General features: G+C 64.6%; 24 protein-coding genes and 1 tRNA gene. 12 read left to right on the top strand and 13 right to left on the bottom strand.

The features are described from left to right. Window positions 1-64 precede the first annotated feature (64 nt). Entirely contained in the window at window positions 65-964 is a 900-nt protein-coding gene (locus FAS41_RS10440) for a LysR family transcriptional regulator (protein ID WP_138521888.1), read from the top strand. Here the strand turns inward: FAS41_RS10440 and thpR are convergent. Continuing rightward, the gene (thpR, locus tag FAS41_RS10435; RefSeq protein WP_171049473.1) at window positions 950-1468 is read right to left on the bottom strand and encodes an RNA 2',3'-cyclic phosphodiesterase; all 519 of its coding nucleotides are present in this window, start codon (window positions 1466-1468) and stop codon (window positions 950-952) included. The two genes, FAS41_RS10440 and thpR, sit on opposite strands and share 15 nt — an antisense overlap. Window positions 1469-1649: 181 nt before the next feature. On the opposite strand from thpR, the gene FAS41_RS10430 reads away from it, so the two are divergent. Next, entirely contained in the window at window positions 1650-1970 is a 321-nt protein-coding gene (locus tag FAS41_RS10430) for a hypothetical protein (protein WP_138521886.1), read from the top strand. A gap of 94 nt (window positions 1971-2064) precedes the next feature. Here the strand turns inward: FAS41_RS10430 and greB are convergent, their stop codons facing one another. Genes greB through FAS41_RS10415 form a run of 3 tightly spaced genes read right to left on the bottom strand, consistent with a single transcriptional unit; the run spans window position 2065 to window position 5802 of the window. Next, window positions 2065-2562, bottom strand: a complete 498-nt coding sequence (gene greB, locus FAS41_RS10425) for a transcription elongation factor GreB (RefSeq protein ID WP_017517009.1) — start codon at window positions 2560-2562, stop codon at window positions 2065-2067. A gap of 41 nt (window positions 2563-2603) precedes the next feature. Next, the gene (locus tag FAS41_RS10420) at window positions 2604-5105 is read right to left on the bottom strand and encodes an ABC transporter permease (protein ID WP_138521884.1); all 2502 of its coding nucleotides are present in this window, start codon (window positions 5103-5105) and stop codon (window positions 2604-2606) included. Window positions 5106-5118: 13 nt separating this feature from the next. After that, window positions 5119-5802 carry an ABC transporter ATP-binding protein gene (locus FAS41_RS10415; RefSeq protein ID WP_138521882.1) on the bottom strand — a complete coding sequence of 228 codons (684 nt, stop codon included), beginning with the start codon at window positions 5800-5802 and terminating at the stop codon, window positions 5119-5121. Window positions 5803-5812: 10 nt separating this feature from the next. On the opposite strand from FAS41_RS10415, the gene FAS41_RS10410 reads away from it, so the two are divergent. The 3 genes from FAS41_RS10410 to FAS41_RS10400 all read left to right on the top strand — a co-directional run bounded on the left by FAS41_RS10410 (window position 5813) and on the right by FAS41_RS10400 (window position 7841). Then, on the top strand, window positions 5813-6418 hold the full coding sequence (locus FAS41_RS10410; protein ID WP_138521965.1) for an arylesterase: 606 nt from the start codon (window positions 5813-5815) through the stop codon (window positions 6416-6418). A gap of 87 nt (window positions 6419-6505) precedes the next feature. Beyond that, on the top strand, window positions 6506-6784 hold the full coding sequence (locus tag FAS41_RS10405; RefSeq protein WP_138521880.1) for a hypothetical protein: 279 nt from the start codon (window positions 6506-6508) through the stop codon (window positions 6782-6784). Window positions 6785-6857: 73 nt separating this feature from the next. After that, window positions 6858-7841 carry a L,D-transpeptidase family protein gene (locus tag FAS41_RS10400; protein WP_138521878.1) on the top strand — a complete coding sequence of 328 codons (984 nt, stop codon included), beginning with the start codon at window positions 6858-6860 and terminating at the stop codon, window positions 7839-7841. 147 nt (window positions 7842-7988) lie between these two features. On the opposite strand, the gene oprI is transcribed toward FAS41_RS10400, so the two are convergent. Then, window positions 7989-8240, bottom strand: coding sequence for an outer membrane lipoprotei OprI (gene oprI, locus FAS41_RS10395; protein WP_017517003.1), 252 nt, complete (start codon window positions 8238-8240; stop codon window positions 7989-7991). Between the two features lie 413 nt (window positions 8241-8653). Next, window positions 8654-8743 (bottom strand) — tRNA-Ser (locus FAS41_RS10390). 161 nt (window positions 8744-8904) lie between these two features. Between FAS41_RS10390 and earP the strand changes: the two genes are divergently transcribed. Continuing rightward, window positions 8905-10032, top strand: a complete 1128-nt coding sequence (earP, locus tag FAS41_RS10385) for an elongation factor P maturation arginine rhamnosyltransferase EarP (RefSeq protein WP_138521876.1) — start codon at window positions 8905-8907, stop codon at window positions 10030-10032. A gap of 42 nt (window positions 10033-10074) precedes the next feature. Continuing rightward, complete coding sequence (efp, locus tag FAS41_RS10380; RefSeq protein ID WP_138521874.1) at window positions 10075-10641, top strand: elongation factor P; 567 nt, start codon at window positions 10075-10077, stop codon at window positions 10639-10641. A gap of 78 nt (window positions 10642-10719) precedes the next feature. Here the strand turns inward: efp and FAS41_RS10375 are convergent, their stop codons facing one another. The 3 genes from FAS41_RS10375 to FAS41_RS10365 form a co-directional block, all read right to left on the bottom strand. Then, entirely contained in the window at window positions 10720-11148 is a 429-nt protein-coding gene (locus FAS41_RS10375) for an organic hydroperoxide resistance protein (protein ID WP_138521872.1), read from the bottom strand. Window positions 11149-11320: 172 nt separating this feature from the next. Further along, the gene (locus tag FAS41_RS10370) at window positions 11321-11770 is read right to left on the bottom strand and encodes a MarR family winged helix-turn-helix transcriptional regulator (RefSeq protein WP_138521870.1); all 450 of its coding nucleotides are present in this window, start codon (window positions 11768-11770) and stop codon (window positions 11321-11323) included. Window positions 11771-11833: 63 nt separating this feature from the next. Further along, window positions 11834-12790, bottom strand: coding sequence for a LysR family transcriptional regulator (locus FAS41_RS10365; protein ID WP_138521868.1), 957 nt, complete (start codon window positions 12788-12790; stop codon window positions 11834-11836). Between the two features lie 105 nt (window positions 12791-12895). Here FAS41_RS10365 and FAS41_RS10360 point away from each other — a divergent pair, with 105 nt between their 5' ends. Beyond that, window positions 12896-13642 (top strand): sulfite exporter TauE/SafE family protein, encoded by a 747-nt coding sequence (locus FAS41_RS10360; RefSeq protein WP_138521866.1) that lies wholly within the window; start codon window positions 12896-12898, stop codon window positions 13640-13642. A gap of 18 nt (window positions 13643-13660) precedes the next feature. Here the strand turns inward: FAS41_RS10360 and FAS41_RS10355 are convergent, their stop codons facing one another. Then, entirely contained in the window at window positions 13661-14512 is an 852-nt protein-coding gene (locus FAS41_RS10355) for a LysR family transcriptional regulator (RefSeq protein WP_024764539.1), read from the bottom strand. 97 nt (window positions 14513-14609) lie between these two features. Between FAS41_RS10355 and FAS41_RS10350 the strand changes: the two genes are divergently transcribed. The 3 genes from FAS41_RS10350 to FAS41_RS10340 all read left to right on the top strand — a co-directional run bounded on the left by FAS41_RS10350 (window position 14610) and on the right by FAS41_RS10340 (window position 16706). Further along, window positions 14610-14840 (top strand): DUF1127 domain-containing protein, encoded by a 231-nt coding sequence (locus FAS41_RS10350; protein ID WP_138521864.1) that lies wholly within the window; start codon window positions 14610-14612, stop codon window positions 14838-14840. A gap of 105 nt (window positions 14841-14945) precedes the next feature. Beyond that, window positions 14946-15425, top strand: coding sequence for a DUF3291 domain-containing protein (locus FAS41_RS10345; protein WP_138521862.1), 480 nt, complete (start codon window positions 14946-14948; stop codon window positions 15423-15425). A 60-nt stretch (window positions 15426-15485) separates the two neighbouring features. Beyond that, the gene (locus FAS41_RS10340) at window positions 15486-16706 is read left to right on the top strand and encodes a winged helix-turn-helix domain-containing protein (protein WP_138521860.1); all 1221 of its coding nucleotides are present in this window, start codon (window positions 15486-15488) and stop codon (window positions 16704-16706) included. A 34-nt stretch (window positions 16707-16740) separates the two neighbouring features. Here the strand turns inward: FAS41_RS10340 and loiP are convergent, their stop codons facing one another. Next, window positions 16741-17502 carry a metalloprotease LoiP gene (loiP, locus tag FAS41_RS10335; protein ID WP_138521858.1) on the bottom strand — a complete coding sequence of 254 codons (762 nt, stop codon included), beginning with the start codon at window positions 17500-17502 and terminating at the stop codon, window positions 16741-16743. A gap of 129 nt (window positions 17503-17631) precedes the next feature. Further along, window positions 17632-18978 carry a class II 3-deoxy-7-phosphoheptulonate synthase gene (locus tag FAS41_RS10330; protein ID WP_138521856.1) on the bottom strand — a complete coding sequence of 449 codons (1347 nt, stop codon included), beginning with the start codon at window positions 18976-18978 and terminating at the stop codon, window positions 17632-17634. Window positions 18979-19407: 429 nt separating this feature from the next. Between FAS41_RS10330 and FAS41_RS10325 the strand changes: the two genes are divergently transcribed. Further along, window positions 19408-20169 (top strand): spermidine synthase, encoded by a 762-nt coding sequence (locus FAS41_RS10325; protein ID WP_138521854.1) that lies wholly within the window; start codon window positions 19408-19410, stop codon window positions 20167-20169. 18 nt (window positions 20170-20187) lie between these two features. On the opposite strand, the gene FAS41_RS10320 is transcribed toward FAS41_RS10325, so the two are convergent. Continuing rightward, on the bottom strand, window positions 20188-21855 hold the full coding sequence (locus FAS41_RS10320) for a ShlB/FhaC/HecB family hemolysin secretion/activation protein (protein WP_138521852.1): 1668 nt from the start codon (window positions 21853-21855) through the stop codon (window positions 20188-20190). Window positions 21856-21857 lie beyond the last annotated feature (2 nt).

Genomic DNA, 21857 nt, shown 5'->3' with positions numbered 1-21857 from the left:
GGTGCCGCCGGCATGCTTAGTGTAAAAACGGATTGTTCTTATTAGGTTGACCGGTTTTATCGATATGGGCCCGCGCATCACCCTTCGCCAACTGGCGACCTTCACCGCCATTGCCGAACTGGGCAACGTGACCCAGGCGGCGGCGCGCATCGCGCTTTCGCAGTCCGCCGCCAGCCAGGCGTTGCAGGAGCTCGAGCGTACCCTTGGCACGCGCCTGTTCGACCGCAGTGGCAAGCGCCTGGCGCTGAACGATAACGGCCGCGCCTTCTACCCCAAGGCCAGCGCGTTGCTGGCGCAAAGTGCGGAGCTGGAGAGCCTGTTCGAGTCGGCGCCGGTGCAGCTGAGCCTCGGTGCCAGCCGCAGCATCGGCGGCTATCTGTTGCCGCAGGTGATGGCCGGTTTTCTCGGCGAACTGCCCGAAAGCCGCCTGGAGTTGCAGGTTGCCAACAGTGGCGGGGTGATCGAGGCGCTGGCCGAATTCAGGCTGGACGTAGCCTTCATTGAAGCGCCGATCCAGCACCCGCAGATCCAGCTCACGCCCTGGATGGCCGATGAGTTGCTGCTGGTAGTGGCGCCGGACCATCCCCTGGCGCTGGCCGAGCGCATCAGCCTGAAGGATCTGGCGGCAGCACGCTGGGTGCTGCGCGAGGCGGGCTCCGGCACCCGAGTGACGTTCGAACAGCAGGTATTGCCGCGTTTGGGAAGCGTCAACGCGCCCCTGGAGGTGAGCAATGCCGAGGCGATCAAACATCTGGTTGGCAGCGGTTTTGGCATCGGTTTCCTGTCGCAGCGCGTGGTGCAGGCGGAGCTGGAGCGCGGTGAACTGATGCGCCTGGACAATCCGCTGGGGCCGCTGCGGCGCACCTTCTTCCGTGCGCTGCATATCGACAAGTACCCCACGGCTGGCCTGCGTCGCTTCCTCGATTACGCCCAGGACTGGGCGGCGCGATCAGACGCTTTCTAGCGGCCACTCGCCGATGGCGCGGTAATGCACACCGCCAGGGCTGTTCTCCGAGCTGAACAGCGTCACGGCCTGGGCGGGTAGTACAAACGACGCAGTGGCGGCTGGGGGCTGGTGGGCGTGGCGAGCGAGGGTGATATGGGGATGGAACGGGCGATGCTCGACCTCGAATCCACCCATCCGCAGCTCCTCGCGCAGGGCGTGGACAAGCTCATGCAGCGTTGCCGGAATGCTGCCGGGGGCCAGGTGAAGGATGCCGTTGTTCCAGCGCGCGACGTGGTCCAGTTCCAGATTGAAGCCCCGACGCGGCAGGCGTTCGCCGATGGCGCGCAATTCCGCCTTGCGGCCGCGCGGCACGGAACCGAGAAAGGCCAGGGTCAGGTGCAGGTTGGCCTGGGATACGGGCTGGCCGTCGTGGTGCAGGCTGTCGCGCCAGGAGCAGATGCGCATCGCCAGTTCCGCCGGGCAGGGCAGGGCGAAGAACAGCCGCATGGGGGGTGTGGTCATCGACTGAAGTCTCCTTGACAGCTTTGCCGGCGCTTCTCTAGGATGCCGCACAGCGCCGATTTAAGTAGCAACTTGCGGGGCGCGGATGCAGCGATGGCTGGCATCGAAATACCGCTAAAGCGCTGGTTCGGTGTGCCTCTCGCCGCGTCCAGCAGGACCCCTGAGGCGGAGACCTGACACCATGACCTGTCCCAACCCGCATGTGCGCCTGGCCCCGATCACCACCGGCCTGGTGCGCCGTAATCCGAAGATTCTCCTGGGCGGCAATCACCAGCCTACCCTCGTCCGTTACCTCGATGGCTGGCCCAAGCGCTGGAACGGCTCGCGAACCTTCCTGATCCAGTTTGCCGAAACCTTTGCCGATCTCGCGCGCTTCCCATCCGACAGTTTCGACTTCGCGGTGGTGCAGTCGCCTTTTGCCGAGCAACTGGAAGCCGCCGTTCACGAACTTACCCGCGTGGCCCGGCAGGGCCTGATCACCCGGCGCCCGCAACCGCTCTGATCCTGTAGGAGCGAGCTTGCTCGCGAACGGATTCACCGGCAGCTCCGGCGCTGGGCGGGTTCGCGAGCAAGCTAGCTCCTACGGGGGCGGGCCGTCAGGGATACTCGATTTCCACCACGAACCACATCTTCTCGCCGGATGGGCTGCGAACCATCACCTCGGCATCCAGCTCCTTGCCCACCAGGGCGCGGGCCAGGGGTGAGTCGATACTGATGTGGTTGTTGCGCAGGTCCAGTTCGTCCGGGCCGACGATGCGGTAGCGGGCCTGCTCGCCGTCCTCGTCTTCCAGGGTGACCCAGGCGCCGAAGTAGACCTTGTTCGGATCGGCCGGACGCTCGCTGACTACCTTGCAGTTCTCCAGGCGTTTGCGCAGGAAGCGCACGCGGCTGTCGATCTCGCGCAGCATCTTCTTGCCGTAGGTGTATTCGGCGTTCTCCGAGCGGTCGCCTTGCGCAGCGGCCTCGCTGACTGACTGGGTTACCTGTGGTCGGCGCACGTTCCACAGTTCATGCAGTTCGGCGCGCAGGCGCGCTTCGCCCTCGGGCGTGATCAGTGGGGTACCGGCGGGGCGGGGCGGACGATAGCGGCTCATGGCATCCAGTGCGGCGAGAGTGATCGGGGCAGTCTACCCGATCAGCTCTCGCGCAGCAGGCGCAACGGGCTTGCGTTGAGTGCGCGGCGCGTGCCGAGAAGCCCCGCACCGCCCACCAGGATCGCGCCCAGCACGGGCAACGCCAGCAGCCAGGGATGCGGGCTCCACGGCAGGTCGAACACCAGCCGGTAGAGCAGGTAGCTGATCAGCTCGCAGCCCAGCGCGGCCAGCAGACCGCTGACCGCGCCGAGCAAGGCGAATTCGCTGCGCCGCGTGCGCATCAGCAGGCCGCGCTCGGCGCCCAGTGCCCGCAGCAGTGCACCTTGGCGCAGGCGCTCGTCGAGGGTTGCTTGCAGGCCGGCGAACAACACCACGAAGCCGGCGGCAAGAACGAACACCAGCACGTACTCCACCGCCAGCGTCACCTGGTCGAGGATGCTGCGCAGCTGCGCGAGCAGCGCATCCACCGGCAGCAGGGTGACGGTGGGGTAGGCGCGCGCGAGTTCGATCAGCTGGCGTTCCTGGCTGACCGGCAGGTAGAAGCTGGTCAGGTAGGTCACCGGCAGATCGGTCAGGGTACCGGGCTCGAAGACCATGAAGAAGTTGGGCTGGAAGTTGTCCCACTTCACCGAGCGCAGGCTGCGGACCTGCGCTTCGCGGGTCTGCCCGGCGACGGTGAAGCTCAGGTGGTCGCCGACCTTCAGGCCGAGATTGCCGGCAAGCTTCTCTTCTACCGAGACACCCGGCAGCTCGTTCTTCTCGTCGGCCTGCCACCAATCCCCGGCGACTATCTGGTTGCCCGAAGGCAGGTGTGCGGACCAGGTCAGGCCGAGGTCGCGGTGCAGGGCACGCTCGCTGCGGACGTCCTCGTTCAGCGCCTGGACCGGCTTGCCGTTCACCGCCACCAGCCGGCCGGGCACCATCGGGTAGAGGTCTTCGGCGTTGGGCGATAGCACCTTCACGCGCTGCTCGAAACCTTCTTTCTCGGCGGGCAGGATGTTCAGGGCGAAGTGGTTCGGTGCGTTGGGAGGCAGCTGGGAATGCCAGGTGTCCAGCAGCTCTCCGCGCAGCAGGGCGATCAGCGCCATGGCCAGCAGGATCAGGCCGAAGGCGAGGCTCTGCCCGGCAGCGGCCAGGGGATAGCGCAGCAGCTGGCCCAGGCCCAGTCGCCACGGCAGACTGGCGCCCTGCAGGGCGCGGCGCAGGCCGCGCAGGGCGAGCAGCAGGATGAAGCCGAGGATCACCGCAGCAATGGCGCCGCCGCCGAGCAGGGCGAGAGTCAGTTTCAGGTCGAGACTGAGCCGCCACATGATCAGTCCGAGGGCGAGCAGGGCACAGCCGTAGGCGGCCCAGGTGCGCATCGGTACCGGCAGCAGGTCGCTGCGCAGCACTCGCAGCGGCGGTACGCGGCCGAGGGCGGCGAGCGGTGGCAGGGCGAAGCCAGCCAGCGCGACCAGGCCGGTCGCCATGCCGGCCAGGGCGGGGACTATGCCGGCATCGGGGATCTCCGGCGGCAGCAGGTTGCCCAGCAGGTGCATCAGGCCGAGCTGCGCGAGCCAGCCGAGGAAGGCGCCGCAGACACTGGCAGCCAGTCCCAGGGTGAGTAGTTGACTGCCATACAGCAGAAGGGCTTCGCGGCGCGACAAACCCAGGCAGCGCAGCAGCGCGCTGGCGTCGAAGCGGCGGGTGGCGAAGCGGTTGGCCGAGAGCGCCACGGCTACGCCGGCGAGCAGTACGGCAGCGAGGCTGGCGAGGTTCAGGTAGCGCTCGGCGCGGCCCAGGGCATCGCCGATCTGGCGGTTGCCATGGTGGGCATCCTGCAGTTCCTGGTTGGCGGCCAGCCCTTCCTTCGTGGCCTGGCGGTACGCCTGCAGTGCGTCGTGCGCACCGCCCCATAGGTCGCGATAGCGCACCCGGCTACCGGGCTGCACCACATCGGTGGCGTCCAGGTCGTGCAGGCTCATCATTACGCGGGGCGTAAGGCTGTAGAAGTCGCCGGCGCGGTCCGGTTCATAGGTCAGCACGCGGGCGATGCGCAAGGACTTGCGGCCGATGTCGACGCTGTCGCCGATCTTCAGGTCGAGGCTGGCCAGCAGGCGCGACTCGACCCAGATATCGCCCGGTGCCGGTCGGCCGCCCTCGACTTCCGGCTGCAAGGGCGCCGGCGCGCTCTTCAGTTCACCACGCAGCGGATAGCTGTCGCCGACCGCCTTCACGCTGCTCAGCTGGATGCCATTGTCGGTGGCTACCACGCTGGAGAATTCGACGCTCTGCGCGTGCTGCAGGCCGAGTTTGAGGCCGCGGTCGATCTGCTCCTGCTGCGCCGGTTGGGTACCGGTGAGTACCAGGTCCGCACCAAGGAATTCGGCGGCGCGGACCAGCATGGCGCCGTTCAGGCGAGCGCTGAAATAGCCGATCGCGGAGCTGGCGGCGACTGCCACCAGCAGGGCGAAGAACAGCACGCGCAGCTCGCCGCTGCGGCCCTCGCGCCATAGCTGGCGCAGGGACAGGCGAAACAGGTTGGGCAGCGACAGTGGCTTCATCGGCTCTCGTCCGTCAGGGTTCGACGTGGTCGATCAGGTGGCCGCTTTCCAGGCGGATGTGGCGCTGGCAGCGGTGGGCGAGGCGTTCGTCGTGGGTCACCAGGACCAGGGTGGTGCCGCGTTCGCGGTTCAGCTCGAAGAGCAAGTCGCTGATGCGCTCGCCGGTGTGGGTGTCGAGATTCCCGGTGGGTTCATCGGCAAACAGTACGTCCGGCTCGGCCGCGAAGGCGCGGGCGATGGCGACTCGCTGCTGTTCGCCACCGGAGAGCTGGCGCGGGTAGTGGGTCAGGCGCTGGCCGAGGCCGACGCGTTCCAGCAATTCGCGGGCGCGCGGCTCGGCGTCCTTGCGGCCATCCAGTTCCAGCGGCAGCATGACGTTTTCCAGCGCATTGAGGCTGTCGAGCAACTGGAAGGACTGGAAGACGAAGCCGACGTGGGCGGCGCGTACCCGCGCGCGTTGGTCCTCATCGAGGCTGCCGAGGGTGTGCCCAAGCAGGACGATCTCGCCGCCGCTCGGCAGGTCGAGCCCGGCGAGCAGGCCCAGGAGGGTGGACTTTCCCGAGCCGGAGCTGCCGACGATGGCGAGGCTGTCGCCGCGGGCGAGGTCGAGGGAGAGATCGTGGAGGATGGTCAGCTTGCCTTCCGCGCTGGAAACAACCTTGCTAAGGTTCCGCGCGGTGAGAATGCGTTCGCTCATGGAGAATCCGATGCGTGCATGGCTAATGGGCGGCTGCCTGGCGTTGCTTCTGATCACGCAGCAGGCCGCGGCGCAGACGCTGTTGGTCGTCGGCGATAGTATCAGCGCCGGTTTGGGGCTGGATACCAGCCTGGGGTGGGTCAACCTGCTGGACAAGCGCCTCAAGGAGCAGGGTTTCGACTACAAGGTGGTGAATGCGTCGATCTCCGGCGACACCACGGCGGGAGGCCTCGCGCGGCTGCCGGCGCTGCTTTCGGAGCAGAAGCCGAAGCTGGTGGTGATCGAGTTGGGCGGCAACGATGGCCTGCGCGGAATGGCCCCGGCGCAATTGCAACAGAATCTTAGCGGCATGGTTCAGCAGTCGCAGAAGTCGGGCGCCCAAGTGATCCTGCTCGGCATGCGCCTGCCGCCCAATTACGGGCAGCGCTACACGGATGCTTTCGCCAAGGTCTTCGACAGTGTGGCGAGTGAGCAGAAGATTCCGCTGGTGCCGTTTTTCCTCGAGGGGGTAGGGGGCGTGCAGGACATGATGCAGGCCGACGGCATCCATCCGGCGGTGGCGGCGCAGCCTAAACTGCTCGATAACGTGTGGCCGACGCTCAAGCCCCTGCTGTGATGCATAGCAGGACGGATAAACCACCGAATCGAGGCTTCCCCGCGCCCGGCCTTTCGGCTATGTTTGCGCACCCTTCTGGAACCCCCTATGTCGCGCTCCGCCTGGACCCTCTTCGCCTACCAGCTGATCGAACCCGATGAGCAGCTGGACCTGTTCGCCTGCCGCGAGGTCCGGGTGCATCTGGTCGCGCGCCAACTGGAGCTGGGAACCCCGGCCGACCGCACGCTCTGCGGCAGTCTGCTGCCCGCGCAGCCGATGTGGCGCGGGGCCGAGAAGCCGCTGCTGCGCGATCGGCGTATCTGTGCGGCCTGCCTGAAACAACTCGAAGAGGAAAAGCGCGGCGCACGCAGTACCTGGCTCGTCTGATATCTCCCGTTGACGGGGCTTGCGGTGGTAAACTGATCACCCTTTGCTCATTGCCCACGTCAAGGATCCTCGGATGTTGTCGCGCGTCATTGCCGCCTGCTCGCTGTCCCTCGCCGCGCTGCTCTCGGCCGGCCCCGTTTCCGCCATTGAATTGCCGCTGCCGGCGCCGGGCGACGATATCGTCGGCCAGGTCCAGGTCATCAAGGCCAAATACGAAGACACCTTCGCCGACCTTGGCGAGAAATATGGCCTCGGCTACTCCGAGATGATCGCCGCCAACCCGGGCGTCGATGCCTGGCTGCCGGGCGTAGGCACCGAGGTCATCATTCCGACCCGTTTCGTCCTGCCGGCCGGTCCGCGCGAAGGTGTGGTGATCAACCTCGCCGAGTACCGCCTGTACTACTTCCCCAAGGACAAGAGCGTCGTCTACACCTACGCCCTGGGCATCGGTCGTGAGGGGTGGGGTTCGCCGGTGGGCAGCACCAGCGTGATCGCCAAGACCAAGGACCCGGCCTGGTATCCGCCGGCATCGATCCGCGCCGAACATGCTGCTGACGGCGATCCGCTGCCGACCGTGGTGCCGCCGGGCCCGGACAACCCGCTGGGTCCGTACAAGATGAGCCTGGGCTTCCACGGCTACCTGATCCATGGTTCGAACAAGAAGTTCGGCATCGGCACCCGCACCAGCCATGGCTGCTTCCGCATGTACAACTGGGACGTGACTCAGCTGTTCTCGATGATTCCGGTGGGTACCAAGGTGCGCATCATCAACGAGCCGTACAAGTTCGGTCGCAGTGAAGGCAAGATCTACCTCGAAGCCCATGCACCGATCGACGACAACGGTGATCCGTCCGTGGTCGACAAGCACACTGCGGTGATCAATGCCCTGCTCAAGCGCGAAGACATTGCCAGCCAGATGCAGATGGACTGGAACGTTGTGCGTGAAGTAGTCGCTGCGGAAGATGGCCTGCCGGTCGCCATTGCCCAGCCGCAGCAAGTGCAGCAAGGTGGTTCGGTTGCTGCCACTGTTGACCAGGAAGCCATGCCGCTGCAGTAACTCGCAGCGCGCACCAGGAAGCCCGCCGACCGCTACCGGTCGAGCGGGTTTTTTGTTGTCCGCCTGCTTTGTCGTGGGGACAAAACTGCGGGCATAAAAAAACCGACCCCGAAGGGTCGGTTTTTTTCGAACAGATCCGAAGATCTATTACTTGCGGCTGGCTTTGTCCAGCATACGCAGGGCGCGCTCGTTAGCCTCGTCAGCGGTCTGCTGGGCTTTCTGAGCAGCGGCCAGAGCTTCGTCAGCCTTGCGATAGGCTTCATCGGCACGGGCTTGAGCGCGAGCAGCGGCGTCTTCAGTAGCGGTCAGACGTGCTTCGGTTTCTTTCGAGTGGCTGCTGCAACCGGTGGCCAGAACAGCAGCCAGAGCCAGAGCAGAGAATTTCAGAACGTTGTTCATCGTGTTCCCCTTAAGGTGGACATTTCCATTAAAAGCAATCTCCCATGACTGGGAAATTAGCCGGACTACATAGTACCCATTACTTGTAGTAAGTAAACTGACCAAGCGCAAGTACGGCACTTTTTTTTCATGTTACGGGTGCAGTTAGCAGTTGTGCGAGGCCGATTTGGGCAAAAACTGTCCAATCTGGCAAAGGAGTGTTGCCAACAGGTGTCAGGCGGGGTCTGAGGCGGGTTTCCGGCCTGCGGAACCAAGCTGTCAGATGACTGTCGACAATGGTCGAACAACTGTTTAATCGCCGTTGTGCATTTGTCCAAGTGACAACTTGCAACTAGGTCGCAACAGGTGAAGAAAGTGTGAAGGGGAAAACGAAAAAGCCCGGCTAATTGCTTAGCCGGGCTTTTTCATGAATCTGGCGGTGAGGGAGGGATTCGAACCCTCGATACGATTTCTCGTATACACACTTTCCAGGCGTGCTCCTTCAACCGCTCGGACACCTCACCAGATTTCTCGACAGCGCTGTGTCTGTCGAGGCGCGCACTTTACTCAAAGGTTTGCTCCTTGGCAAATCTTTTTTGAAAATTTTTTCCAAGGGATTCATCGGCTTAAGGAGCGCGACGGGGATCGCGGGTACACTGGCGCCTTCTGATACGTGGAAAAGTGCATGGCCAGCTGGGACATCTTCTGCAGCGTAGTCGACAACTATGGCGATATCGGCGTCACCTGGCGGCTGGCCCGGCAGCTAGCCGGCGAACATCGGCAGCAGGTGCGGCTGTGGGTCGATGATCTGGCTGCTTTCGTGCGTATCTGTCCGGCGGCCGATGGCGCGGCCGATGTGCAGCAGCAATCGGGCGTGGACGTTCGCCTGTGGCCGAAGCCCTGGCGGGACACTCCCGCGGCGGATGTGGTGGTCGAGGCCTTCGCCTGCGAAATGCCGGCTGCCTATATAGAAGCGATGCGCGAGCGCCGGACGCCCTCCCTGTGGCTGAATCTGGAATACCTCAGCGCCGAGTCCTGGGTGGAGTCCTGCCATGGATTGCCATCGATGCAGGCCAGCGGCCTGCAGAAGTACTTCTATTTCCCCGGCTTCACCACTGCCACCGGCGGGCTGTTGCGAGAGGGTGATCTGATTGCCCGGCGCGATGCCTTTCAGGCCGATCCGGCGGCCAGCCTTCGCTTCCTGGATAGTCTGGGTGTGCGTCCGCAGGTTCACGAGCGGCGCATTTCCCTGTTCGCTTATGAGAATGCCGCGCTGGGCGGCTGGCTGGATGCACTGGCCGCGAGTTCCATCGCAACCCTGTTGCTGGTTCCCGAGGGCAGGGTGCTTGCTGATGTCGAGCGTTGGGCGGGGCAGGTACTGGGCGTAGGGAAGCAGTACCAGAAGGACTCCCTGCGGGTGCAGGTGCTGCCGTTCGTGCGCCAGGAAGACTACGACCCACTGCTATGGAGTTGTGATTTCAATGCGGTGCGGGGCGAGGATTCGTTCGTGCGGGCGCAATGGGCGGGACGGCCATTCGTCTGGCACATCTACCAGCAGGACGAGGATGTCCACCTGGAGAAGCTGGAAGCTTTCCTGGGACTGTTCGGCGAGGGAATGAACGTAACGCTGCGCTCGGAGTTGACGGCTTTCTGGATGGCCTGGAACGGGCTGGGTGATTCGGGCGAAGCCTGGCGAAAGCTGGAAAGCCGGCTGCCGGAGTGGGCCGCGTGGATTGGCAATTGGCAGCGGCGCCTGACCGAACAAACCGATCTTGCTACGGGGCTGGTGCGTTTTTATACAAATTGGCTATGATATGGCCCCTGATTTTTGTCTCCAATCCAATCGGATAATCGTATGAAAACCGCACAAGAGTTCCGCGCTGGCCAGGTTGCCAACATCAACGGCACCCCCTGGGTCATCCAGAAGGCCGAGTTCAACAAATCCGGCCGTAACTCCGCGGTCGTCAAGATGAAGCTGAAGAACCTGCTGACCGGTGCCGGCACCGAGACCGTGTTCAAGGCCGACGACAAGCTGGAGCCGATCATCCTCGATCGCAAGGAAGTGACCTACTCCTACTTCGCGGACCCGCTGTATGTCTTCATGGACACCGAGTTCAACCAGTACGAGATCGAGAAAGGCGATCTGGAAGGCGTTCTGACCTTCATCGAAGACGGCATGACCGACGTCTGCGAAGCAGTGTTCTACAACGAGAAAGTCATCTCCGTTGAACTGCCGACCACCATCGTTCGTGAAATCGTCTACACCGAGCCGTCCGTACGTGGCGACACCTCCGGTAAAGTGATGAAGACCGCTCGCCTGAAGAACGGTGCTGAAGTCCAGGTTTCCGCCTTCTGCGAAATCGGTGATTCGATCGAGATCGATACCCGCACCGGCGAATACAAGTCCCGCGTCAAGGCCTGAGCCTGATTCGAGATGCAGAAAAGCCCGGCTGACGCCGGGCTTTTTCGTTTCTGCCGTTCTGGTTTGTCGACGCAGGAATCAAACGCTGACGTTCAGGCGCACGTCGATGTTGCCGCGGGTGGCGTTGGAGTAGGGGCACACCTGGTGAGCCTTGGCGACCAGCTCTTCAGCTTCGGCCTGGTCCAGGCCCGGCAGGTTGATGTTCAGTTCCACTTCCAAGCCGAAACCGCCGGGAATCTGGCCGATGCCGACCTTGCCGGTGATCGAGGCGTCTGCCGGGATCTGCTTCTTGCTCTGGCTGGCGACGAACTTGATGGCACCGATGAAGCAGGCGGAGTAACCGGCGGCGAACAGCTGTTCCGGGTTGGTGGCTTCGCCGCCCGCGCCGCCCAGTTCGCGCGGGGTGGTCAGTTTTACGTCGAGGATACCGTCCGAGGAGACGGCGCGGCCGTCACGGCCTCCGGTAGCGGTAGCAGTGGCGGTGTAGAGGGCTTTGATGGTTTGCATGGTGGTCTCCGATTCGCTGTCAGGTAGGTCGGGTTGAGAATATCTTGCTGCTTAATATCTTGTGCGCTAAGCAGTTCGTGAGGTGAAAGTTAGTTCTATTTAATTTTGTGCGCAAGATAATCATTGGAAGATTTCTGACTAAAGGACCTGCAGCTTTGGCATATGCCCCGGATTACGGGGCTTGCAGATGTCCGCGCAGGTCCACGAGCTCCTCCTGGAGGCGCTTCAGACTGTCCAACGTTAGACCGCTGCTGGCGAGAATGCAGGCCGGAATGCTCTCCGCCTGTCGGCGCAGCTCACGGCCCTTGTCGGTCAGGCGCAGTTGCACCACGCGCTCGTCGGCTTGGCTGCGGGTGCGGGTGATCAGGCCTTCGGCCTCCAGGCGCTTGAGCAGGGGTGTGAGGGAGCCGGGGTCGGTGAGCATGCGTGAGCTGATTTCTCCCACGGTGATGCCGTCTTCCTCCCATAGCACCAGCATGGCGATGTACTGCGGGTAGGTGAGCCCCAACTCCTGCAGCAGCGGCTTGTAGACCTTGGTCATTTGCAGGGAGGTGGAGTAGAGGGCGAAGCACAGCTGGTTATCCAGCTTGAGAGCTTCGCAGGTCGGGTCTTGCTGGGTCATGGCGTGCTCCTGGCCGGGGCGCTCGAAGCGAAGAGGTGATTGCGCATTAATTTAGCGCGATGGTTAATTCTTGAACAGCGCTTCCTCCAGTGCGGCGTCCCAGGGGGGCGGGAAGCCGAAACGCTCCAGCAGGAAGCCCAGCAGGCGCTCACTGCGCGGGTGGGTGCCGCGCTCCAGGCGCAAAGCGTGGATGACCCCCGGTTCCGGCTCGGGAAGGCCGCTGTCGCAGAACAACGGCAACAGTTGGCCGCTGATCAGGTACTCACTGCATAGCCACGTGGGCAGGTGGGCAAGGCCAATGCCTTGCAGCGCACCTTCCACCAGCGTTTCGGCATTGTTGGCAGTCATGCGCAGGCGGCGCGGCCGCAGGTGCTGCAGTTTGCCGTCGATGAGGAAGCGCCAGGCCAGCGGTGGCGCCAGGCCTTCCCAGTCGAGGCCGATGTGCTCCGGCAACTCCAGTGCCGAGGCCGGTCTGCCGTGCTGCTGCAGGTAGGCGGGGCTCGCGCAGACGATCCGCCGCATGGGTGCCAGGCGCGTGGCGACCAGGCGGCTGTCGGGCAGGGTGCCGATGCGCAGGACCAGGTCGACCTGGCCGAGATTTTCCCCGCGGGTGTCGGTGAAGCTGTCGATCAGCCGCAGTTGCACGTCCAGGCCGGGGTTGGCGGTGAGGAAGTCCGCCAGTGCCGGGGCCAGGTGGCGTCGACCGAAGGGCACGGGGGCGTCGATGCGGATCAGGCCTTCCGGGGCGGTGCTCAGAGAGACCGCTTCCGCTCGCGCCTGGCGCAGCTCGATGACGATCCGCCGCGCCCGCTCGGCGAACGCCAGGCCTGCCGGTGTGGCGCGTACATTGTGGGTACTGCGCACCAGCAGGGTCGAGCCCAATCCCTGTTCCAGTGCGTCCATGCGCCGTGCCACGGCGGAAGGGGTGAGCTGGCGAAGGCGGGCAGCGGCAGAGAAGCTGCCGTTGTCGAGCACGTCCAGGTAAAGGTCGAGCTGGTCTTCGAGGCTGGAGGGATTCATGGTCGATAGCGGCTTTGCGAAAAAGACAAAGCCATTGTGCTGCGCTTTGCGTTTCCCATCCAGCCAGTGTTTTCTAGCATGGACGCACTGCTGTGGAGGTGCGTCATGTGGGACCTGGTTGTGGATTTTCTGCTCGGCGTCGTCCTGGGCAGTCTGGGGGGGCTGTTCGGGATCGGGGGCGGGCTGCTGGCGATTCCAGCACTGGGCGTGCTGTTCGGGCTTGACCAGCAACTGGCGCAGGGGACCGCACTGGTGATGGTGGTACCGAACGTGCTGCTGGCGATCTGGCGTTATCACCAGCGCAACCGTATCGACTTCGCCCAGGCCGGTGTGCTGGCGCTGACCGGTCTGGTCTGTGCATTCTTTGCTTCCAGCATCGCGGTGAACCTGGATGCCCGGAGCATGCGCACCGCCTTCGTGGTCTTCCTAGTGCTGTTGGCGCTGTATCTCCTGGTCCGTTTGTTCCAGAGCGTGCCGCAGGGTGGTAGTACGCCGCGCTACGGCCTGCCGTGGATGGGCGTGCTGGGGCTGGGTGCTGGCTCGCTCGGAGGGCTGTTCGGGGTCGGCGGTGGCGTGCTGGCGACGCCCGTGCTGACCTCGGTGTTCGGTCTGACCCAGGTGATTGCCCAGGGCCTCGCGCTGGCGTTGGCGGCGCCCAGCACGGGCGTGGCACTGGCGACCTACGCGGTGCACGGCCATGTGGACTGGCGCATGGGCGGTGCGCTGGCATTGGGTGGGCTGGTGAGTATTTCCTGGGGTGTACGCCTGGCTCATGCGTTGCCCGAGCGTCAGCTGCGCATGGCCTTCAGCGCCTTCCTGATGGTCTGTGCGGTACTGCTGGCGGTGCGTTGAGCCCCAGTGTGCGGATAGTCAGGACTTGAAGCCTTCGACGATGTATTCCGCCAGCTTGTCGGTCACCGGCGTCATCTTCTGCCCGCGCAGCAGCACGATGCTGGCGTTGGGCAGCACGGGCAGGCCTTCGTCCTCGCCGATGATGCGCAGGTTGCCGGTGAGCAGGCTGCGCAGCTGCGCGGTCACTGCCAGTCCGGCATTGGCCACGGCGAAAAGGGCGGACAGACTCGGGCTGCTGTAGGCGATGCGGTAGTCCACCTCCATCGCCTCCAGCGCATTGCACGCCCAGGCGCGGCAGAAGCAGGCAGTGTTGAACATCGCCAGCGGCAGTGGGCGCTGGTCCTGCGGGCAGAAACTCTCGGCGGCCATCCAGACGAAGTCTTCCTGACGCAGCAGCTGACCGATTTCGGTGCCCGGTTCGCGGGTGACGATGGACAGGTCCAGGTCGTTGCGCATCAGCAATTGCGCGGACGAATCGCAATGCACCTCGACCTGCACCAGCGGGTAGGCTTCGGCGAAGCGCGACAGGATGCTGGGCAGGAAGCGCATCACGTAGTCATCCGGCGTGCCGATCTTCACCGAGCCGACCATGTGCGGCTGGCGGAAGGTGTTGAACACCTCACCCTGTAACCGCAGGATGCGCCGCGCGTAGCCCAGCAGGATCTGCCCCTCCGGCGTCAGACGCACCTGGCGGCCGTCGCGCTCGAACAGGCTGCGCTCCAGTACGTCTTCCTCCAGGCGTTTCATCTGCATGCTCACTGCCGACTGCGTGCGGTTGACCATCTCGGCGGCGCGAGTGAAGCCGCCGTGGTCGGCGATGGCGACGAAGGTGCGCAGCAGTTCGCTGTCGATGCTGGGGAAGCTGCTCATTCATCAATCTCCGAGATGGGTCGCATAAGAATGATTCGTTGGATTGATCTTAGCGCGAGCGGGAAACTGCATCCAACCCCACTGGGAGGGAAGCAAGATGAAAGGTCAACTCGGTTTCGTAGCAGCGTCCTGCCATGTCCACAAAATCGCCGGCGCACCGCTGTGGAAGCGCGCCGTACAACGTGTCCTGCACTGGCACGAACTGGCCCGCCAGCGCCGTGAACTGGCGACCATGAGCGATGAGGCGCTCAAGGACATCGGCCTGAGCCGCGCCGATATCCAGCAGGAGGTCGAGCGCCCGTTCTGGATGGACTATGTTCGTCGTTGAGCCGTTCCCGCCTGAACTGGCCGGGCGGCACGGATCTTCGCCGTGCTGCCCGTGCTTCGATGTGCAACCCCGTGAAATGAAAGCCATGACAAGGATGCCGTGCCCATGAAAGGCCAGCCCACCCGTTATCACCTCGCCCAGGTCAACATCGCCAAGGCCCGCGCCCCGCTGGATCACCCCCTGATGAAGGGCTTCGTCGACCAGCTCGACCACATCAATGCCCTTGCCGAGCGCAGCCCCGGCTTTGTCTGGCGCTTGCAGACGGAGGAGGGCGATGCCACCGCCATCCGGGTCTTCGAAGACCCGCTGATCATCGTCAACCTGTCCGTCTGGGAGTCCGTCGAGTCGCTCAAGGACTACGTCTATGCCGGCGAGCACCTGCAGGTGCTGCGCAGCAAGCGCGATTGGATGGAGCGTCTGCCGTCGCCGAGCCTTGCGCTCTGGTGGCTGCCCGCAGGTGAGCTGCCCGATGGGGCGATGGCCCGCGAACGCCTGGAGCGCCTGCGGCTGGAAGGCCCTTCGGCGGATGTCTTCACCTTCGCACGCCCCTTCCCGATGCCCGCGCGACTCGGCGAGTTCGCCTGATGCAGCCAGGCGTCGTGAATGGAGTTAGGCTCTAGGGCTCGCTCAGCCCCGGAGTCCACGATGCCGACCGTCGAATCCCTGTCCCTCAAGCAGGCCCGCCGCCTCGTCCTGGCCGCGCAGGGATTTACCCTGCGCAAGCCCGGCGGTGAGGTGCAACGCCGCCATGTGCGCAGCCTGCTGGAACGCCTGGGCGTCCTGCAGATCGACTCGGTGAATGCGCTGGTGCGCTCGCACTACTTGCCTTTGTTCTCGCGGCTGGGCAACTACTCGACAACGCTGCTGGAAGAGGCTGCCTGGAGCGGTGGACGGCATCGCCGGCTGTTCGAATACTGGGGGCATGAAGCCTCATTGCTGCCGCTGGAACTCTACCCGCTGATGCGCTGGCGCATGCGCCGCGCGGCCGAGGGGCGTGGCATCTATCAGCAACTGGCGCGCTTCGGGCGCGAGCAGCAACCGGTGATCCAGCGGGTGCTTGAGGCCGTACGCGAGCGAGGTGCGCTGGGCGCCGGCAGCTTGACCACTCGTGAAGAGCGCGCCGGCCCCTGGTGGGACTGGAGCGACGAGAAGCATGCGCTGGAGTGGCTGTTCGCCGCGGGTGAGGTGACGGTCGCCGGCCGTAAGGGTTTCGAGCGACTTTACGATTTGCCGGAGCGTGTATTGCCGTCAGTGCTGCTGAACCAACCCGAGCCGAACGAGGCCGAAGCGCAGCGCCAGTTGCTGCTGCATTCGGCACAGGCGCTGGGCGTGGCCACTGAGAAGGACTTGCGCGATTACTTTCGCCTGGACCCCGCCGACAGCAAGGCACGCCTGGCCGAGCTGGTGGAGATGGGCGAGCTATTGCCGGTGCAGGTCCAGGGCTGGCAGACGCCGGCGTACTGCCTGGCGGATTCCGTTATTCCTCGCCGGGTGCGCGCCAGTGCCTTGCTCTCGCCGTTCGATTCGCTGGTCTGGGAGCGCGCCCGCACCGAGCGACTGTTCGACTTCCGCTACCGCCTGGAGATCTACACGCCGCAGCACAAGCGCGTTTATGGCTACTACGTCTTGCCCTTCCTGTTCGACGAGCGCCTGGCTGCGCGGGTCGATCTGCGCTCGGATCGCGCCTCCGGAAAGCTGGTGGTGCATGCCGTCCATGAAGAGGAAAAGGAGCTGGGCGAAGAGGGACATGCCGCATTGGCGCAGCAACTGGGCGAGATGGCGAACTGGCTGGGGCTGGGGCGGGTGGCGGTGAATTGCCGGCGGTCGTCCGGTGAGCGGCTGCAAGGGTTGCTGGCGCAGGCCTGAAAAGAAACGGGCCTCCGAAGAGGCCCGTCCGCGATCACTTGCCGCTGGCGATGCGCTGGCGGATGTGGTCCGCGCGCTGCTGCGAGCCGGGGTGGGAGTCGAACATGCTGCTCTCCTGGCCGCCGCTCAGCTTGGCCAGCTTGTCGAAGGCGGTGGCCAGACCTTCCAGCGGGATGCCGCGCTTCTTCAGCAGGTCGAAGGAGTAGTCGTCGGCCGCCGATTCCTGGGACTGGGAGAACTGCGCATTGACCAGCGCTTCGCCGATCTCGCCCAGCTGCGACTGCGACAGCGCGGCCACGGTGCTGTTGCCGGCGGCGGAAGCGGCGGTGCGCGCGGCAGCCACGCCATAGGCGGCCTGGGTGGCTTTCTTGATGTGGCCCAGGGCGACGTGACCGATCTCGTGGCCGAGCACGCCTTCCACTTCGTTGTCGTTCATCAGGTCCATGAGGCCGGAGTATACGCGCACGCAGCCGTTGGCCATGGCGAAGGCGTTGATGTCGTCGGTAAGGTAGACCTTGTAGTTGATCGGGGTGCCGGTGAGCGGATTGCCCAGGGCGGCGGCGATCTTGTCCAGGCGCTGGGTATAGGGGCTGGACGCGGGCGCGATCTGTGCTTCGGCATCCTGCTTGGCGCAGGCTTCGTCGGCGACCTGCTTGATCTCGGCGTCGCTCAGGGTGGCGGCCTTCATGGCCATCATGCCCGATTGCATGAGGCTGTCGGTGTTGACGTTCTGGCAGCCGGAGAGGGCGGCGCTGGCGCCGATCAGGAGGGCGAGCAGGGAGCGTTGCAGTTGCATTGGAATCTTCCTTGGTTGACGGTTTCCATGGCGCGGCGGCTGCCGCGCGGGGCGCCACTCTAGGTAGGCGCCCCGATACCGTCAATTGCGGGAAGTGGTTTTAGGACTGCTCTGAGACCCGTGTCGGATTCAGCGACGAACCTGTTTCAGGGTTTCCGCGATCAGGAAGGCCAGCTCCAGCGACTGGTCCGCGTTCAGGCGCGGGTCGCAGTGAGTGTGGTAGCGGTCGCTCAGGCCATCCTCGGTGATCGGCCGCGCGCCGCCGATGCACTCGGTGACGTTCTGCCCGGTCATCTCGATGTGGATGCCGCCGGCGTAGCTGCCTTCGGCCTGGTGCACCTCGAAGAACTGCCGGACTTCGGTGAGGATGCGTGCGAAGTCGCGGGTCTTGTAGCCGCTCGAAGCCTTGATGGTATTGCCGTGCATGGGGTCTGAACTCCACAGCACCTGCTTGCCCTCGCGCTGCACGGTCTGGATCAGGCGCGGCAGACCATCGCCGACCTTGTCCGCGCCCATGCGCACGATGAGGTTGAGGCGGCCGGGGTCGTTGTCCGGATTGAGGATGTCGATCAGGCTGATCAGCTCCTCGCTGTCCATGCTCGGGCCGACCTTCACGCCGATGGGGTTGCCGACGCCGCGTAGCATTTCAACGTGGGCGCCATCGAGTTGGCGGGTGCGGTCGCCGATCCACAGCATGTGCGCCGAGCAGTCGTACCAGCCGCCGGTGAGGCTGTCGCGGCGGATGAAGGCTTCCTCGTAATTCAGCAGCAGTGCTTCGTGGGCGGTGAAGAAACTGGTCTCGCGTAGCTGCGGGGCGGTATCCAGGCCGCAGGCGCGCATGAAGGCGAGGGTCTCGTCGATGCGGTCAGCCAGCTGCTGGTAGCGTTCGGACAACGCCGAGTTGGCAATGAAGTCGAGGTTCCACTGGTGTACCTGGTGCAGGTCGGCGAAGCCACCGCCGGCGAAGGCGCGCAGCAGGTTCAGCGAGGCGGTGGACTGGTGGTAGGCCTGCAGCAGGCGTTCCGGGTCCGGCACGCGGCTCTTCTCATCGAAGCCGATGCCGTTGACGATGTCGCCGCGGTAGGCGGGCAGGGTCACGCCAGCGATGGTTTCGTCGCCGGAGGAGCGCGGCTTGGCGAACTGCCCCGCCATGCGCCCGACCTTCACTACGGGGCAGCCTGCGGCGAAGGTCATCACCACGGCCATCTGCAACAGCACCTTGAAGGTGTCGCGGATCTTCGCCGCGGAGAACTCGGCGAAGCTTTCGGCGCAGTCGCCGCCCTGTAGCAGGAAGGCACGGCCGGCGGTGACCTCGGCAAACTGCCGGCGCAGTTCGCGCGCCTCGCCAGCGAACACCAGCGGCGGGAAGCTGGCCAGGGTGCGCTCCACTTCGCTCACGCGGTGGGCGTCGGGGTAGGCGGGCTGTTGCTGGATCGGCTTGCTTCTCCAGCTATCGGGGCTCCAGGGCAGGCTCATCGGCGGGGTCTTCGCGGCTGTGGACGGTGTCCGCCCATGGTATCAGCTCGGCTTTTCCCGCGCGTGGTGGTGGCATGTGAAGAGGGGGGACATCCTTGTCCAGGGGAACACGTGTTGATGGTGCTTTGGGTTAATGGGGCCTGGTAGCGCAATCAGCTGCCCGCACAGCCTGTGTGGGCGTGCAAGGGCTGGAACTCGGGCGGAAGAGGGTGGCGTTTGGCGGGAGCGTGAAAGCGTTGTGCTGGCGCATGCTCGGTTGTGCCTCTTGGGCTGTTATTCTTGCGGCTTTGCTGACCGGGCGGTCGTGGCGGGCCGTCTTGATTCGAAGGATTATTGCGTGCGCGAGCCCCTGTATTTCAATGGCAATCCGTGCCGTTCGCCGTTCCCGGCGGACCGCATTGTCACGGCTGTTTCTGCCCGGAGCCGGTCATGAGCGAGGAGCTGTTGAGCGAAGAGCTGCTGATCGTCGAGGAGCGCGATGACTTCGGCGTGATTCGCGTCGTGGAGAGCGGCGCGTTCCGCTACCTGGAGTTCGGCGACGAAGTCGAGCAGAGCTGCGTGCTGATGGGCGATCCGAGCTGGCTGGAGTACGACTACTCGCGCGCCATGCTGGTCGGTGCGCTGTGCCATTCCCGACCGCGCCGCGCGCTGTTTCTCGGCTTCGGCGCGGGCAGCCTGACCCAGGCCTGCCTGAAGTACCTGCCGCTGGAAGAGGTGGAGGCCATCGAGCTGCGCCCATCCATTCCTCGCCTGGCTCGTGAGCACCTGGGGCTTGTGGAAGACCAGCGTCTGAACCTGCGTATCGGCGATGCCGTGCAAGAGCTGGCCGAGTGCGAACCGGCGGACCTGATCTTCCTCGATCTCTACACCGATACCGGGCCGGCGCCAGCACATATTGGCTGGGAATTCCTTGGAGCCTGTCGCGAGCGCCTGCGGCCGGGCGGCTGGCTGGTGATCAACCAGTGGAGCACCGATGATGGTCGGCCGCTGGGCGCTGCGCTACTTCGCGGACGCTTTCACAGGCACTACTGGGAATGCCCGGTGCCCGAGGGCAACGTGATTGTCTTCGTCCCTGCCGACCTGGACCAGGAGCTGAACCTGCGCGGTCTGAAGAAACGCGTTGGCCAGCTCGAACCGAAGTTGGGTTATTCCCTGCGCACCTACATCGAGTCACTGCGCCCGGCGCAGTGACTCGATGTAGGTAATCCCTCAGGGAATCTGGTAGCTGAAGGCGAAATTCAGCCGCGGGCTGCGTTCGTTGTTGTCCAGCGCACGGTCGCCAAAGGGCTTGGCGACCTCCATCGACACCAGGTAGTGCTTGCGGTTGGAGAAGCGCACGCCCAGCGCTGCCGAGCCGAGCTTGCCTTCGCTCAGGCCGTCCTGGTTGTAGCGGGTGCGCGCGGTGTCGACGACGAAGTAGGGCTGGATCTGGTTGAGCACCATGCCCTGCCGCAGGAAGGAATAGTTCACCTCGTAGGAGGCGCCCCAGCCCTTGTCGCCGCTGGCCTGGTCGTCCGGATAGCCGCGGCCGAAGTTGCTGCCGCCATAGGTGACCTGCTCGGAGTCGGGCAGCACGTCGTCGCTCCACTGGAAGGCGGCCGTGACCACGCCCTGCCAGTTGGAGCCGAACTGGTCCTGCTGCGCGCCAAAGCCGAGCAGGCGGGTGAAGTTCTTCTTGATCGGCTCCGGCGCCTCCGCGCCCATGCCGTTCAGCCCCTGGTAAACCGCCACGCTGCCGGCACGCACGCGCTTCTCGGCGAACTGCTGGACGACGGTTTCGATCCCCACCACGCGCAGCTTGCTCTTCTGTTCGATGCGGAAGGGGATGGCCGGATAGACCAGGTCGTAAGTGCTGGTGTCGTTGACCGTGTAGCCGCGCAGGTTGAGGTCCCAGGTCAGGTCGCGGCGCAGCACCAGCGGGATGCCCAGGCCGGCGCTGACCCGCTCGTTCTGCCGCTTGCGTTCGAACTCCAGGCCACTGGCCAGGCGCAGGTTTTCGCCGGGATGAGAGTTGTACTTGCTGTAGCCGGCCAGCAATTGCAAGCCGTTGTCGCCCAGCAGCTGGCTGTAGTTCCAGGCGCGGTAGTACTCGTGGTCGTCGCCCGGCGGGTAGAGGTAACTGAACTGCAGTTGCTCGCCCCAGCCGAGCATCGACATCACTTCGGCGTTGAACAGCCCACGTTGCTCACCGCGGCGTGAGTCGAGGTTCATTCCGGTATCGAAGCGCTTCTGCTTGCCGGCCAGTTCCAGCACGGCGCCGCCATCGCTGGTGGTGGGTGGGTTGAGCGCCATGGCCATCTGCATGCCGGGCACCCGGCTCATCAGCACGCTGAAGCGCTCGAAACTCTCGCGGGTCAGGGGCTTTTCTGCCTTCAGTTTCTCGATCCAGCGGTCCACGCGCATCTGGTGTACGCCCAGGTCGCCCGCGGCGCGGACCTGGCTGATGTGGCCCTCGACCAGCACGATGCGCGCGACGCCGCTGCGGAAGTCCTGATTGGGCACGTAGGCGAAGGAGATGAAGTAGCCGTCGTCCTGGTAGCGTTGGGTGATGGCCTTGGCCGCCGCCACCAGTTCGCTGACCTGGATGGTGCGCTTGGTCAAGGGTTCCAGCAGGGGTTTCCAGGTCTCGACGGGATAGTGCTTGCCGCCAGCCAGCTCGATGCGCTTGATGCGGATGCGCTGCTGGAGTATCTGGGCGGGCTGGGTGGCCGAAGGTTCTGGCGCGGTGACCTTGGGGGCCTTGGGGCGAATATCGCCGCCGGGAAGGTTGGGGCGGGGGAGGGTCTGTTCGATATCGGAGCCGGGAAGCTGGATCGGGCGCTCGGCCCAGGCAAAGGGTGCAGCCAACAACAGGGGAAGGACAGCGAGTCTGCGCATCT

Source organism: Pseudomonas nicosulfuronedens (genome assembly GCF_005877905.1).
Classification (GTDB): Bacteria; Pseudomonadota; Gammaproteobacteria; order Pseudomonadales; family Pseudomonadaceae; genus Pseudomonas; species Pseudomonas nicosulfuronedens.
The sequence above is the reverse complement of the archived record's forward strand: the minus strand, read 5'-3'. Positions and strand labels throughout refer to the sequence as shown.